The organism is Vibrio minamisatsumaniensis, assembly GCF_050337445.1.
GTDB classification, from domain to species: Bacteria; Pseudomonadota; Gammaproteobacteria; order Enterobacterales; family Vibrionaceae; genus Vibrio; species Vibrio artabrorum.
The window spans coordinates 20,335-34,624 of the sequence record NZ_JAKJSY010000053.1 but is presented as its reverse complement, the minus strand read 5'-3'; the positions used below and the strand labels follow the sequence as shown (position 1 = coordinate 34,624).

General features: G+C 43.6%; 15 protein-coding genes and 1 pseudogene. 5 read left to right on the top strand and 11 right to left on the bottom strand.

What is annotated here, in order from left to right; translation table 11 throughout:
* Positions 1 to 253: pseudogene (locus L4B77_RS12970) on the bottom strand (helix-turn-helix domain-containing protein); the annotation flags it as partial.
* A gap of 199 nt (positions 254 to 452) precedes the next feature.
* Here L4B77_RS12970 and L4B77_RS12965 point away from each other — a divergent pair.
* A complete protein-coding gene (locus L4B77_RS12965; RefSeq protein ID WP_261840103.1) occupies positions 453 to 1,073 on the top strand; it encodes a LysE family translocator in 621 nt (206 codons plus the stop codon).
* 269 nt (positions 1,074 to 1,342) lie between these two features.
* Here L4B77_RS12965 and L4B77_RS12960 read toward each other — a convergent pair whose 3' ends face one another.
* Complete coding sequence (locus tag L4B77_RS12960; RefSeq protein ID WP_429750898.1) at positions 1,343 to 3,370, bottom strand: PhoX family protein; 2,028 nt, start codon at positions 3,368 to 3,370, stop codon at positions 1,343 to 1,345.
* A 254-nt stretch (positions 3,371 to 3,624) separates the two neighbouring features.
* Between L4B77_RS12960 and L4B77_RS12955 the strand changes: the two genes are divergently transcribed.
* A complete protein-coding gene (locus L4B77_RS12955; protein WP_429750896.1) occupies positions 3,625 to 3,966 on the top strand; it encodes a YggL 50S ribosome-binding family protein in 342 nt (113 codons plus the stop codon).
* Between the two features lie 230 nt (positions 3,967 to 4,196).
* Here the strand turns inward: L4B77_RS12955 and L4B77_RS12950 are convergent, their stop codons facing one another.
* From L4B77_RS12950 to L4B77_RS12940, 3 genes are all read right to left on the bottom strand, one after another.
* Entirely contained in the window at positions 4,197 to 4,670 is a 474-nt protein-coding gene (locus L4B77_RS12950) for an exoribonuclease R (RefSeq protein ID WP_429750894.1), read from the bottom strand.
* A 273-nt stretch (positions 4,671 to 4,943) separates the two neighbouring features.
* Positions 4,944 to 5,186 carry a hypothetical protein gene (locus tag L4B77_RS12945; protein WP_261840100.1) on the bottom strand — a complete coding sequence of 81 codons (243 nt, stop codon included), beginning with the start codon at positions 5,184 to 5,186 and terminating at the stop codon, positions 4,944 to 4,946.
* Between the two features lie 247 nt (positions 5,187 to 5,433).
* Positions 5,434 to 6,009, bottom strand: a complete 576-nt coding sequence (locus L4B77_RS12940; RefSeq protein WP_429750892.1) for a hypothetical protein — start codon at positions 6,007 to 6,009, stop codon at positions 5,434 to 5,436.
* 104 nt (positions 6,010 to 6,113) lie between these two features.
* On the opposite strand from L4B77_RS12940, the gene L4B77_RS12935 reads away from it, so the two are divergent.
* Positions 6,114 to 6,794, top strand: coding sequence for an SH3 domain-containing protein (locus L4B77_RS12935; protein ID WP_429750890.1), 681 nt, complete (start codon positions 6,114 to 6,116; stop codon positions 6,792 to 6,794).
* A gap of 160 nt (positions 6,795 to 6,954) precedes the next feature.
* On the opposite strand, the gene L4B77_RS12930 is transcribed toward L4B77_RS12935, so the two are convergent.
* The 6 genes from L4B77_RS12930 to napF all read right to left on the bottom strand — a co-directional run bounded on the left by L4B77_RS12930 (position 6,955) and on the right by napF (position 11,588).
* A complete protein-coding gene (locus L4B77_RS12930; RefSeq protein WP_429750888.1) occupies positions 6,955 to 7,092 on the bottom strand; it encodes a TIGR02808 family protein in 138 nt (45 codons plus the stop codon).
* A gap of 11 nt (positions 7,093 to 7,103) precedes the next feature.
* Positions 7,104 to 7,685 (bottom strand): NapC/NirT family cytochrome c, encoded by a 582-nt coding sequence (locus tag L4B77_RS12925; protein ID WP_261840097.1) that lies wholly within the window; start codon positions 7,683 to 7,685, stop codon positions 7,104 to 7,106.
* 29 nt (positions 7,686 to 7,714) lie between these two features.
* Complete coding sequence (locus L4B77_RS12920) at positions 7,715 to 8,170, bottom strand: nitrate reductase cytochrome c-type subunit (RefSeq protein ID WP_372040355.1); 456 nt, start codon at positions 8,168 to 8,170, stop codon at positions 7,715 to 7,717.
* Between the two features lie 123 nt (positions 8,171 to 8,293).
* Entirely contained in the window at positions 8,294 to 10,783 is a 2,490-nt protein-coding gene (napA, locus tag L4B77_RS12915) for a periplasmic nitrate reductase subunit alpha (RefSeq protein ID WP_429750885.1), read from the bottom strand.
* On the bottom strand, positions 10,780 to 11,085 hold the full coding sequence (locus tag L4B77_RS12910) for a chaperone NapD (protein ID WP_429750883.1): 306 nt from the start codon (positions 11,083 to 11,085) through the stop codon (positions 10,780 to 10,782). The genes napA and L4B77_RS12910 overlap by 4 nt, the downstream gene beginning before the upstream one ends.
* Positions 11,086 to 11,108: 23 nt before the next feature.
* Complete coding sequence (napF, locus tag L4B77_RS12905; protein ID WP_261840093.1) at positions 11,109 to 11,588, bottom strand: ferredoxin-type protein NapF; 480 nt, start codon at positions 11,586 to 11,588, stop codon at positions 11,109 to 11,111.
* 254 nt (positions 11,589 to 11,842) lie between these two features.
* On the opposite strand from napF, the gene narQ reads away from it, so the two are divergent.
* Both narQ and L4B77_RS12895 read left to right on the top strand, forming a co-directional pair.
* The gene (narQ, locus tag L4B77_RS12900; RefSeq protein ID WP_429750880.1) at positions 11,843 to 13,573 is read left to right on the top strand and encodes a nitrate/nitrite two-component system sensor histidine kinase NarQ; all 1,731 of its coding nucleotides are present in this window, start codon (positions 11,843 to 11,845) and stop codon (positions 13,571 to 13,573) included.
* The gene (locus L4B77_RS12895) at positions 13,560 to 14,192 is read left to right on the top strand and encodes a response regulator (RefSeq protein ID WP_261840091.1); all 633 of its coding nucleotides are present in this window, start codon (positions 13,560 to 13,562) and stop codon (positions 14,190 to 14,192) included. The genes narQ and L4B77_RS12895 overlap by 14 nt, the downstream gene beginning before the upstream one ends.
* The last annotated feature ends 98 nt before the right edge of the window (positions 14,193 to 14,290 follow it).

Below are 14,290 nucleotides of genomic sequence, written 5' to 3'. Positions count from 1 at the left end.
TTAATACTGCGCTAGTGTGCGTGAGAGACCATTCATTCGTCCACATTAAATTCAATGCTTTTCGTTTTGTTTGAGCAGTCGCGGCATGCTTAGTTGGTAAAAATGAATCAGTATCATGGATGGCAAAGACTTGAGCCCAATACCGTATCTGTCTTGAAGAAATTGAATATTGTTTTGCTAAGTAGAGAGATGACGTGCCATCTAAGTATTGCTTAGCAATGATACATTTTAGCTCTCGGCTATATTTGGACATAAAAAGACCCCCAATAATTGGTGTCCAACTATTGGGGGTCAGTTCATTATGTGGCTCTTTTTGTTTGTATTGATCGCAATGTTGTTTATTGTCATCACTACTTTGTTTCACCTCGCTTCATTTCGAGCCCGCGTAATAATAAGAAGCATCAAATAAAAGTAAGAACCAGTAAATAAAAATAAGTCGATAAGGTAATAATATGGATAGCACACTACTTTGGGCTTTTATTCCCACGTTTTTCTTTGTGTCAATCACGCCCGGTATGTGTATGACCTTGGCTTTGACGCTAGGAATGAGCATTGGCTACAAGCGTACGTTGTGGATGATGGTGGGTGAAGTTGCGGGTGTGGCAGTGGTTTCCGTTGCCGCGGTATTGGGGATCGCGTCAATAATGCTTAATTACCCGTGGTTATTTACGGGCTTTAAATTTATTGGTGCTGGATACTTATTTTACTTAGGCGTTCAGATGTGGCGCTCAAGAGGCAAGCTAGCAATCAGTACCGACAATCAAGCGGTTCAAATCAATAACGACTGGGATCTTGTAGTTCAAGGCTTCGTCACTGCAATCGCCAATCCGAAAGGGTGGGCATTCATGATTTCGTTACTGCCTCCTTTCATTAACAGTAATAAAGACTTAGCACCGCAGTTGTTCATTCTCGTTTCTATTATTCTGGTTTCAGAATTTGTCTGCATGACCTTGTATGCAACGGGTGGTAAGAGCCTTAAACACATGTTAGGTAAAGCCGATAACGTCAAGTTGATGAACCGCATTGCTGGCACATTGATGATGGGCGTTGGTGTGTGGTTGTTCGTGAGTTAACTGTGATTAACGGTATTGCGATCAGCGATAACGGTTAGAGATCCCCGATTCAGTCGTTCCTCCTTCTCGAGGATGACGCGTACTTGGGATGATGACTACTTAGGATTACGGTGAGTTTTGAAAATTCGGATTCTTACTTAAACCGAAGAATGCATAGAATATAAAAAGAGCGATAGGGCATTTGGCTTTATCGCTCTTTTTGATTTTACTTAGCTAGCGAACGGAAACGAGATAACAGTAAGATTGCTGAGCTTAGCTAGATTTGCGTATTAAACCGCGATTTCACCGCCGTCTTCACGACGAATCACAACCGTAGATGCTCTTGGACGAACGTTGCCCTGAGTCTGAGCCGTTGCATCTTCAGACGATGGCCAATTTGCAGGGTGTTGAATGTTCACAAACAGTGACTTGAAATCTGGGCTAATAGTAAAGCCAGTTACTTCACAACCGTTTGGACCCACAAAGAAGCGTTTAAGCTGTGCTTGGTTGTTTGCATCAATCACCGCGCTGTTGCCGTTGTCATCCGTTAGCTGAGATGGAACCACTGCCAGCATTTGGTCATTGGTGTAGCCAGTGACTTCGTCTGCGCCGTTATCTGTCTGAATCCACAAAATGCCACGAGCATCAAACGCTAAGCCGTCAGGGCTCGCGAATTGGTTCATGTCTGTTAGACCAGAACGGTTAATAGACGAGTCTTCCACTGCTGGTGAGCCAAATACGAAGATATCCCAATCGAACTCGCCTGCCGTCTTGCCTTCATCCCAACGGATAACATGACCGAACTTGTTGTCTACGCGAGGGTTCGCAGAGTTCGCTTCTTTACGCTTGTTGTTATTCGTCAGCGTTAGGTAAGCCGTACCTGTCATTGGGTCAACAGAGCACCATTCAGGGCGATCCATTGGCGTTGCACCAACAAGGTCGGCAGCGCCTGCTGTATTGATGATAAGCGCTGCTTGAGAATCAAATGAATCACCTAGCTTGCCGCCGTTTGTCGTCTTACTGCCCAACGTTAGTGGTAGCCAAGTACCTGAACCGTCATCGTTGAACTTAGCCACATACAGTGTGCCTTTGTCCATGTACTTGTCACCGGCACTTAGACGATTACTCGGCTCTGCGTCACGTGGGTCCCATTTCTCCTCAGAAACGAATTTGTACAGGTATTCAAAGCGAGAATCGTGACCAGAGTAGAATACAATCGGCTCGCCTTCGGTCAACTTACCAAACGTACAGCCTTCGTGACGGAAACAACCCAGTGCAGAACGTTTTTTAGCGCGAGAGTTTGCTGTGTATGGGTCGATTTCAACAATGTAGCCGTGACCGTGTGCTTCGTTACGGTAATCATCCATTGCTGACTCGCCTGTTGGTGTTACGTCAAAACGTGCAAACTCGTCTAAGCGTTCTTGTTTGTTACCTGAAAGCGTATCCCAACCGTAACGTGTTTTGTCAGTAGCGATACCAATACGTTGTTGCGCTGGCGTTGTCTCGCCTTTGTTAACGAAATAACCCGGCCAGTTTTCTTCACACGTTAGGTAAGTGCCCCATGGCGTGTAGCCATTACCACAGTTGTTCAACGTACCACGAGCTTGGCTGCCGTCTTGTGAGAATTTGGTTTTGGTAAATTCACTGTGAGCAACAGGACCAGAGAGATCCATTACGGTCGCGCCCGTGTAGCGGCGGTTCAGAGGATCGTTATCGATCATCACCCATTGGTTGCCTTCAAGTTTTACACGAACCACACTGACGCCATGCGCGTTGATCTCTTTGCGAACTTCATCAAGGCTAGGGCGGTTACCTTCATCGTATGTCGGACCATTAGCGTGCAGTGCTTTTTGGTCGATGTATTCGTGGTTAATCACCAACAAACCATCGTTGCTGTTGCCATTAAGCGGGAAGAAGTGCATGCCGTCGTGGTGCATGCCCAATGAGTTAGCTTGATCTTGTGCGTTGTTGGTGCCGTCTTCTAACCACGCCTTTCCTTGTTTGTTAAGTGGCGTGCCCCAAGGAACCAATACTTGTGCTGTATAGCCTTTTGGCACAACGACACTGTCTGTCAATGAGCCCTTAACCGATTCGAATGCAAGCGTAGCAGTGCTTTTTTGCGGTGCGCTAGATGATGCTGTCGCCGCGTGCGCTGTGCTGTGGCCTGCTAAACCAAAAGCACCAAATGCGGTCATTGCACTGATGCCTAAACCGCCTTTGAGAACATTTCTTCTTGAAAGGTTCGCATCTAGAACTTCTTCGAAGGGCTTGTTGTTACTCTTGTTAAAACGAGTGCTATCAAATGTTTCCTTGCTCATCTTGACTGCTTCCTATTGGCTGACTTTATTATTCGTTATTCATGACCAACTCGGTTATTAACTAATGAGTTAATAAGTTGGGTCAATGTGTGACTAATCGTGAAGCAGTTAAGTGACAGATTTTTATAGATTTGATTAAGGTTTTGTTTCTGTAGCACGAATTTTGCTATTAACACTCTCGTGCAATACAAAACTCTTGGGGATTAGGGTAGAACTGTGTATAAATGCTTTATCAAACGAAAAGAGAGACAGTTATGAAATTAGATAAAATCGAAAACAAAAATCGCCGCCTACGCAAAAAATTATACCTAGGTGAATTCGCGATTCTGGGTTTTGAAGTAAGCTGCAAAACTTCGATTGCTGATTTTGACCAATACGATGTGTTTATTGATGAGTTCATTGATTTCATCGACAGCATCGGTCTGTGCTTTGGTGGTGGCGGTCTTGAGTTGTTTGAAGGTTTCTTATGCTCAATTGAGCGCTACCGTTCAGTAACAGAAGCAGAACAACTGCAAGTTGCACAATGGCTTGAAGCTCGCCCAGAAGTGTCTAGCGTTGAAGTCAGTGAGCTTATTGACGCAAATTACATGTTCTAAATTTATGCTGTGCTGTTGGTTTACATCACAGACTTAATTCGGTTGTCTTGCTTGGCTGACAACGGCACAATAGAGGCCTGATCGCTATATGGATCAGGCCTTTTTACGTGGCAAAGTTAGGCGATTGAACATACCTCTCTTAACGTCGATATAACGAAGCGACAGAACAACAGAGAGAGTATAGGGATAGGTGTCTTGTCTCGCTTTCCTTGCTCATTTAGAGAGTAAAATTATTTGGATTGGTTACTTTCACTCAATCCGTTATTGTCATTTATCTTGGCATAAAAATGAAGCAACTCTGTCAGCTCTTTTACCCAGCCAAATGCTTCTGTTGGTGCTTGCAACAAAATTTTCTCGACTTTATTACAGTGAACTTCAAGGCTAATGGCTTGCTCGAGGTTGAACGATATTGCATAGAAGTGCCAAAGCAATAAGCGAGTCATTCGTTCGATATTTTGTTGAGAGTTTTCCGACTCACTAAACGCAAGATTAACTTCACTCAATGCGATCGCCGTCATGCGTAACATCGCATCGAATTTGGCTGATTGCATACGCTCTTCACTGGCCACTTCTTCTTGCTCGAACGTAAATAGTTCCGTCATGGCTTCCTCAGGAACAAGACGATGGATCATTCTTAAACTAAATTCTTCGAGTTCTTCACGAGGCATAGTGGTTAAGCAAGTTAATGTGTAGTCGCGTTGCATGGTGTTCTCTTGGATGAGCAAAAAGGTTGGACAGTTTAATGGAGAAGCGAACTTATCAAAAGCAGATTTTAGACAGACTTACAGCAATAGGACAGTCTGAGCAGCCTAAGCCATAAAATCATATTGAGAAGGTGGTACGTCGGCTTAATCTATCGCGATTCCTTACCAAAGTCATAAATCGCCTTAGTGTTCGTCGATGAAGGGAGTAAAGTGATACCTCAACCATAACGGAGCGCTTCGTTAGGCACACTCCGTAGATAATAGGCAAAAAATTTAGTGATATTTAAAGTGAGAGATTGAACAATCTCCAGTCTGTGCATTAATTCTGAATGAAAAAGCATGTGAATGATAATCCACACCATCATTCCAAATGGTCTCTCCAAAAATCCTACATAATTCGAGCTCACTTACGGAACCGAATTCTTCCATGTGTTTCGCGACAGATAAAAGTTTACCTCTTACCTCTGCAGTTCCTTCCGTGTTGCTCAAGCAGTTGAAAGCCATAGTTTTTTGCATATTACCTAGCCAAAATGTTTCTTGTTATTAAGTTATATGAAAAATCATGATAACAATTTTCTGGCTTTTGTAAATCTATTTTGTGATAAGCCTCTCACTTGAGTGTTGGTGTTGGTCGGGAACTGAGCGAGATTGTTGGTAATTGAAACAATATTTTTACAAATTATTGATAGAACGTTAATTGGTGGTTGATCGGAATGTTTAGCGATGAACATAGTCAGCTAGATACCGAGGTGTCGATGATGCTTTAGTTCAATACGTCTTGAGTTGGTTGCTTTTCTTGACGCACGCCATCGAGTATCGTGGCTTCGTTACGGTATCTTAATGAAAGTTGACGAAATTTTTCGCTGAGTGTGTTGATATCTTTCACTAGGGATTGTGATCCTTGGACGTGTAACAAAGCACTTTGATATTGGAGGAATAATCTTGATACTTCACAATGTTTAGCGAGGGATTGCCACGCACGCTTTAGAGATTGAGCGTCTTCCTGTTTAGCAGAGACAGCATCCGCTCGTTTTAACAGTACTTGAGCAGTAAGATAAGCGGTATTCATATGATTATTGAGCTGTACGTTAAATCTATCTTTGTATTTGTCCCAAAGTTCAATGATCTGCTTTTCTGTGAAATGTGTGGAGAGGAGTGTTTGTGATTGATAACGAAACAAAGCTTGATTGAATTCCAGAGTGTATTGATTGTAGTGCTTTTCAGTAGAGAGTTGGCGCTCTAAAAGTGCTTGCCAATTGTCATGGTTGCATTGGCTTGCGTGTGTGACGGTGGCATTTAAAGAGAGACTTATCATTGTAACGGTTGCCCAAACACGCATGATTTCCCTCCATTTACAGTGCTCGTTGTAGAGAGTATAGATGAGTGGCTGCATGAGTTGATGTACACTGGACAAATACCTAAAACAGAAAGTTGGTAGATTTGATGAAAAAAGCGCTGATCGCGTTACTTGCGTTGTTAATATTGGGAGGCGGTGGTGGAGCTGCATATTACTTCTTAGTAATGAAAAAAGAGCCAATATCACCAGAAAAAAACAAAGCGCCGGTTGCAGAAACCGCAATAAAATCTGAATCTAAACTGGACCCTGTCATGACTCTTAAACCAGAGGCAGAGCAAGAGCCCAAGGACTTTTACGTGGCAGACCGAAAACTTAAAGTGCTAAATGAGCCGAAAAAAGATGGTCTGATAACCGATTACCTTTATAAAGGTAAAAAGGTGACAGTGCTTGAGACAAAAGGGAATTGGGTTCGTATTTCAGATTACATCGTGTTACGCGAGGGGGAACCGCAAACGGCTAAATGGGTTTCGATGTCGGGCTTGTCTAGAAACGAAGTGGTTATCACGGAAAAAGAAAATAAAGAAATCTTGGATTCGTACTTGGTTAAATCCGACGACTTGAAGGCTCATCGAGAGATGTTTCGAAATACGGTGGCTAAGCTGATCTCTGAAGGTGATTGCGCCCCCAGTGATTTTGACGAGTTAGGAGGGTGGGTAAAATCGCTGAAATACCGTAACCGTGATGTATATTTTATTTATTGCGATGGGTTATCGCTGGAAAATAAAATTTATCTCGATGTAAACACGGGTAAAACGTTTACTGAGTAAGGCAATGAATCTGGTATCTACAATGATCCATTTTAGCTCACGGCTATATTTGGACATAAAAAGCCCCCCAATAATTGGTGTCCAACTATTGGGGGTCAGTTCAGTTCAGTGGCTTTCTAGTATCAAGAGAATAGGTTTCGGCTCACTTAGTTGTGGATGTCTATTTGATTTCTTTGTCTTTACCGAAAGATAATATCCAAAGGGACACGCCAGCAACACCGATGAAACCACCCAAAATGATTACGGGCATCGCACTGTAACCTAGGATGTGCCAAATAATGCTTTCTAAAGTACTCATTCAATCGCTCCTTATTCCCAGCCTTCAACACCGTGCATGTCTGGTAGTTTATGTGCGATACCTTTGTGACAATCGACGCACGTTTTGTCACCAGAAGCTAGCGCAGTCGAGTGTTGTTTCGCACTACGAGGGCTCTGTTCTGAGAAGTCCATGTAATCGAACTGGTGACAGTTTCGACACTCAAGTGAATCATTATCTTTCATACGTTTCCACTCTCGTTCAGCAAGGTGAGCACGACGTGCTTTGAACTTCTCTTCAGTATTGATGGTTTTCGCAATATAGTGGGCGTATAACTCTTTAGATGCCTGAACCTTACGAACAATTTTGTCTGTCCACTCGTGAGGTACATGGCAATCTGAACAGATAGCACGGACACCAGAGCGGTTAGAGTAGTGAATGGTTTCTTGGATTTCGGCAACAATAGGCGCGTGACAGCCAGAACAGAACTCTTCTGTGTTGGTTGCTTGCATACCGGTGTTAAATGCCCCCCAGAATAAAAGGCCGCCTGCGAATCCTAAGAAAAGCACCACGCCTACCGCGGCTTTACTGGGTGTCGCGAGTCTTTTCCAAAACGCTTTAAGTAATTTTATCATATATAGCCTCTCTTACCTTCTGGCTACGATTAACGCAGTGAATCTACAGGTTTGAATTCATTCTCTACTAATGGTTTAGCATTAGCTTGAGGGACGTGACACTGTAGACAGAAGTAACGACGAGGTGAGACGTCTGCAAGTACCGCATCTTCACGGTTCATGTAGTGAGTTACGCTCACTTTCGTCGCCCCCATTTCTTTTGCGTTTTTCCAGCTGTGGCAAGAAAGACACTTGTTAGCGTTAAGAGAGACTTCATAGTTACGAATCGTATGAGGTATCAAAGGGGGCTGGTAGACGTAGTCACTATCAAGTACTTGGTCACGAGGGAACTTTTTGAAGTTATCGGCTGCGCGTGTTGCTTCTAGTTCACTTGCGCCACGCAGAGATTCTAGACCACCAATGCCGCCTGGGTTGTCCAGCTCTGCTTGAGCGGCACTCGCTAATAAAAGACCAGCTGATAGTAGGGCAATAATCAGTTTTTTCATGGTTAATTTCTCCGCCTAAAGGCAAATTCTTTGAGTGGACTACTTTTTAAAAAAGTGACGAAAAAAGTAGTCGCAATATTAAATAAGTTAGATCTACGAGCTAAGGGGTTAGAACATATTGCTCTAAGCGACCTTAGTGATCTTAACTGGACACTTCTTGAAATCCGTCTGCTTAGACAGAGGATCCGTTGCATCCAAGATCAACTTATTGATCAGAATTCTTGCATCAAAGAATGGTACGAACACTAACCCTTGTGGTGGGCGGTTACGGCCACGAGTTTCAACGCGAACGCGAACTTCACCGCGTTTGTTTTCGATAAGAACTTCATCACCACGGCGAAGGCCTCGAGCTTTAGCGTCGGCGGGATGGATATAACACAGTGCATCCGGGACGGCTTTGTAAAGTTCCGGTACGCGACGAGTCATTGTTCCTGTGTGCCAGTGCTCAAGAACACGCCCGGTACATAGCCACATATCGTATTCATCGCTTGGTACTTCGGGTGGCGCTTCGTAAGGAGCATTAATGATCAGTGCTTTACCATCTGGTTTACCGTAGAAGTCCCAGTCTGAGCCTTTTTTAGCGTATGGATCTGAACCTTCTTTAAAGCGCCAAAGTGTTTCTTTACCGTCAACAACGGGCCAACGTAGACCGCGTACTTGGTGGTAGCGATCGTATGGGGCTAAATCGTGACCGTGGCCACGACCAAAGGACGCATATTCTTCGAATAGACCTTTTTGGACATAGAAGCCTTGAGCTTGTGCATCGTCGTTAAGCTCTTGGGCTTCAGACAAGGGGAATGCATCAACGTTACCGTTTTTGTAAAGTACGTCATACATGGTTTTGCCACGATGCTCAGGTGCTTTTGCTAAAAGTTCTTCGCCCCAAACTTCTTCAACAGTGAAGCGTTTTGAGAACTCCATGATTTGCCATAGATCAGACTTCGCTTCACCTACAGTCTTAACTTGTTGATACCAGGCTTGTGTACGACGCTCTGCATTACCATAAGCCCCTTCTTTTTCGATCCACATCGCTGTAGGAAGAACAAGGTCAGCCGCTTGAGCAGTTGCTGTTGGGTATGGGTCAGAACATACAATGAAGTTATCCGGGTTACGGTAACCAGGTAGACGCTCAGTATTGATGTTTGGACCCGCTTGCATGTTGTTATTACACATTACCCAGTAAGCGTTGATCTTACCGTCTTTTAGCATACGGTCTTGAGCCACAGCATGAGCCCCTGGCTTAGGTGGGATAGTGCCTTCTGGAAGCTTCCAGATACCTTCCGCAATCTTACGGTGTTTAGGGTTAGCAACCACCATATCTGCCGGTAGACGGTGGGAGAAGGTACCAACTTCACGGGCCGTACCACACGCTGATGGTTGGCCAGTGAGTGAGAATGGGCTGTTACCTGGCGTTGAAATTTTGCCCGTTAGCAGGTGGATGTTGTATACAAGGCTGTTCATCCAAACGCCACGAGTATGTTGATTCATACCCATGGTCCAAAGTGACATCACTTTGATGTTTGGATCGGCATATTGCTTGGCGAGTTTAATCAGGTCATCTTGAGAGACTCCTGACATTTTAGAGGCTTTCTCTACCGTGTATTCCGCCACAGACGCTTTGTAGTCTTCGAAGCTAATATCAGTCATTTTGCCTGAGTTAGGGTTCGCTGCAGCTTTTTGTAGTGGATCATCGTCACGAAGCCCGTAACCAATGTCTGTGGTCGCTTGCTTGAAGTTCGTGTGCTTGTTGACGAAGTCCCAGTTAATCGCATCGTTTTGAATGATGTAGTTAGCAATGAAGTTTGCAATCGCGAGATCAGATTGAGGTTGGAAAATGTAACCCGTGTCAGCAAGCTCAAAAGAACGGTGGTAGTAAGTAGACAGTACGTTTACTTTAACGTGTGGGTGGCTTAGACGACGGTCTGTAATACGAGTCCAAAGAACAGGGTGCATTTCTGCCATGTTTGAACCCCACAGTACGAATGCGTCTGCGTGTTCAAAGTCATCGTAACAACCCATTGGCTCATCAATACCGAAAGTACGCATGAATGCGCCTACCGCAGAAGCCATACAGTGACGAGCGTTTGGATCGATGTTGTTTGAGCGGAAACCCGCTTTCATCATCTTAACCGCAGCATACCCTTCCATTACCGTCCACTGACCTGAACCGAACATCCCCACACCCGTTGGACCATTCTTCTTCAGCGCAGCTTTCCATTTCTCTGCCATTACGTCGAACGCTTTGTCCCAAGAAACCGGTGCGAAATCACCGTCCTTGTGGAATTCGCCATCTTTCATGCGCAGAAGCGGCGTCTCAAGACGATCTTTGCCGTACATGATTTTTGAAAGGAAGTAGCCTTTTATACAGTTAAGACCTTTGTTTACCGGCGCTTCAGGGTCGCCTTGAGTGGCAACCACTTTGCCGTTTTGAGTGCCAACAAGTACCGAACAGCCAGTACCACAAAAACGACAAGGCGCTTTATCCCACGTGATTTTTGTTTGATCAGAGCTTGCAATCAGGTTGGTTGCGCTTGCCGGTAATGTGACACCTGCAACGGCAGCCGCTGATGCTGCTGCGTTTGCTTTCACAAACGCACGTCTTGTCATTTTCATACTTCACCCTCAACTTGAGAATTGTTGTTTTCAATGGCTAAGTCCGTTTCATGGGGTTCCGTTTCGATTTGGTGATAAACCAAAGCTGTCCCTAAAACGTTCTTAATATTATTTATTGCTTCAATGGTCTCTGTTACAAAATCTTGATTCTCGGTCTCTAAGACCACGATAATTTTGCCTTCAGGACTGTCTCCATAGATTTCAGCGTTATCAAATTTCTCAATTTCAGCTTTAATCTCGGTTAGGTGCTCTGGGCTCACGTGTACAACTAAACTTGATATATGCACTTCATTTCGCGACATAAATGGCTCTCGTAATTTTCGTTTTATGTACAACTCACATGAATAGAGGCGGTAGGACAAACCGCGACACAGGCGCCACAGCCGTTACACGCATCTAACGTGACCTCAGGTAAGGCAACACTGCCAACTCTCAATTGAAATTGAATGGCCATCGGTTCACACATGTCGCCACAACTTCGGCATTCAACATTTTGTTGCGCTAAACACTTATCAGATATTTGCGCTTTTGCTTGCCAAGGGACTTCTTGCTTTGGCTTAAAAATAGGTTCAGGACAAACGTCAGCACATTGATAACAGAAGGTGCATTCATCAATAGAAAAATCGACAGTAGGGAACCCACCATCGCCAACCACAATAATCGCGTTTTCACAGCTCGTAATACATTTACCGCAACGAGTACAGTCATCGGTAAAGCTGTTCGAGTTGTTTATCCAAGGCAAACGTATTTGGCTCGAATCAACTTTCTGTTTAGAAAAAAGGCGTCGCTTTGTTAGGTCTACCACTCAAAATTCCGCATGTTAAATAAATGTTGTAATTAYAGCTTGCGATTCTGTTCATATTTTGTCATTTACTCTCATAAATAGTGTAGTTTTTGAAATGATTGTATAAATACCTCTTAAGGGGTAATTGAAGGTGTGCGTTGTCTTAGATCAAGAAATTATGGAGTGTCTGGTCACATATTGAATGGAGCTATGAATATTGATATGTGACAATATATAAATTAGTTGGCTATTTATTTATCACTAGGAAGACTATTTTGCTTATAAGACCGGTTTCATCTGTGACGAGCACAATAGCAAAATCGTTGCTCTTTATATTGCTGTTGTCAGTTGCGACGACGGGCTTTGCCGTTTTTACGCTGGCTTCGAGTTTGAAAGATGCAGAGGCTGTTAACGTGGCAGGTTCAATGCGTATGCAGAGCTACCGTTTAGCCCATGATATTCAGATAGAATCAACAGACTTCAACTCTCATATTCAAGAGTTCGAAAGGTCTCTTTACTCCCCATCAATGGCCAAGTTGGTCAGTTGGAATGTACCCTCTGACATAACTCAAGACTATTATTTGCTCATCGGTCGTTGGCACGAATTGAAGCAAGTTTTGAGCAGTCAAGACAGAAAGCACTATCTTGTTTTGGTTGAAAAATTCGTTACCGAAATCGATCATTWCGTCTTTAAATTACAAAAGTTTTCTGAAGATAAGTTAATAAAGTTGGCGTGGGCTGGTGGTATTGGCTTAGGTGGAATTCTCCTCATATCTCTTTTTGTTGTTCATTTTGTACGTAAACAAGTGGTTAAACCTTTGCATGCCTTAGTGGGAGCAAGTCAACGAATCAAGAATCGTGACTTTGGTGTTCAGTTAGAGGTGAGCAACAGTAACGAGTTAGGTATTTTGACGAAAATGTTTAACTCGATGGCTAAAGATTTGGGGGTCCTTTATCGAAATCTAGAAGAGGCTGTCAATAGCAAGACCGCGGAACTGCAGAATGCGAACCAATCATTACAGGCACTCTATTACTCATCTCAAGAGCTAACGGTAACTCGCATTGCCCCAGATAACTTTCGATCTATCTTACGTCATTTACTTAGCCTTGAGGGAATCGAGTCCATCCGGCTAGAGGTTGTAGACAATTCAGATCGCTCATTGATTATGGATGAGGGGTATGATGCGAATCATCGCTATGAAAAGTTTGAAATGAAGTTAGGTGATAATGATCTCATACTCGGATACCTCTATTGCTCCTATGATCAGAGTCACTCGACCAAGGCTCTTATTGAGAGTTTTATTCAACTGTTGTCACGAGCTATACACTACAATCGAGCGCAAAAAAATGCCGAACAACTGATTATTATGGAAGAAAGAGCGACGATCGCACGTGAACTCCACGATTCCTTAGCTCAGTCGTTGTCTTATTTGAAAATCCAAGTCACGCTATTGAAGCGTGTTATTAGCAAGCTACCAGAACACCAGCATAGAGAGCAGTCTGAGCAAATTGCTTCCGAACTTAGTAAAGGCTTAAACGATGCCTATACTCAATTGAGAGAGCTACTGACCACGTTTAGGTTATCGATAAAAGAGGGCGACTTTGGTGAAGCTTTGAGTGCGATGCTTGAGGAGTTTAGCGAAAGGACAGAAGCGAAAATTAACCTGACCAATAATCTGTCATCGATTGAGCTTGATGCGCACAGTCAGGTTCACTTGCTTCAATTGATTCGTGAAGCGACAGTCAACGCAATAAAACATGCCAATGCACAGTTGATAGATGTACGCTGTATTGATGAGTCTGGCGATGTATGCATCGTAATTAAAGACGATGGTACTGGTTTTGATTCCAATAGTTCAAAGATTGATCATTATGGAATGAGTATTATGCAGGAGCGTGCAGTAAGGTTGAACGGTGACTTAACGATTGAAGCCGCTCAAGGTGAAGGTTGTACCGTCACATTGAAATATAAAAGTTTGAAGGGAGCGAAATTTGACGATTTGTAAAGTAATGTTGGTTGACGATCATCCATTGATGCGCAGAGGTATAAGCCAATTACTGAGCTTTGAAGATGAATTCGAAGTGATTGCAGAAGCACGCAATGGCACTGAGGCTGTTGCTTTGGCTCACGAGGAAGAACCTGATTTGATCCTTTTGGATCTTAATATGAAAGGCATGTCTGGTCTGGATACGCTGAAGGCACTTCGTACTGATGGTTCAAGCGCTAACATCGTTATTCTAACGGTTTCAGATAGCCCGGCAGACATCGAAGCGATTGTAAAAGCGGGTGCTGATGGCTACTTGTTGAAAGACAGTGAACCTGATGAACTTATCGAGTTACTGAAGCAAGCACATAGCGGTGATAAAGCTTACAGCAGTGTGGTTGCTCGTTATTTAAATGATACTGACAGCCGCAATGATATTTTCGACCAACTAACAGACCGAGAAATGCAGATCCTTCAAGAAGTCGCAAAAGGTTACCGTAACAAGCAAATCGCCGACCATCTGTTTATTTCTGAATCGACAGTCAAGGTACATATGAAAAGCTTACTTAAAAAGCTGCAAGTCCCTTCTCGTACAGCTGCGACAGTCCTGTACTTAGAGCGTTATGGGGAAATGAAGTAGGGTAATATTCTTTTAAGATAACGCTATTTTAAACAGAACTGATTTAATTTTGTCGTCTCTTTATCTCCAACGCTTTGCCTTCTAATAACACTAAAAAG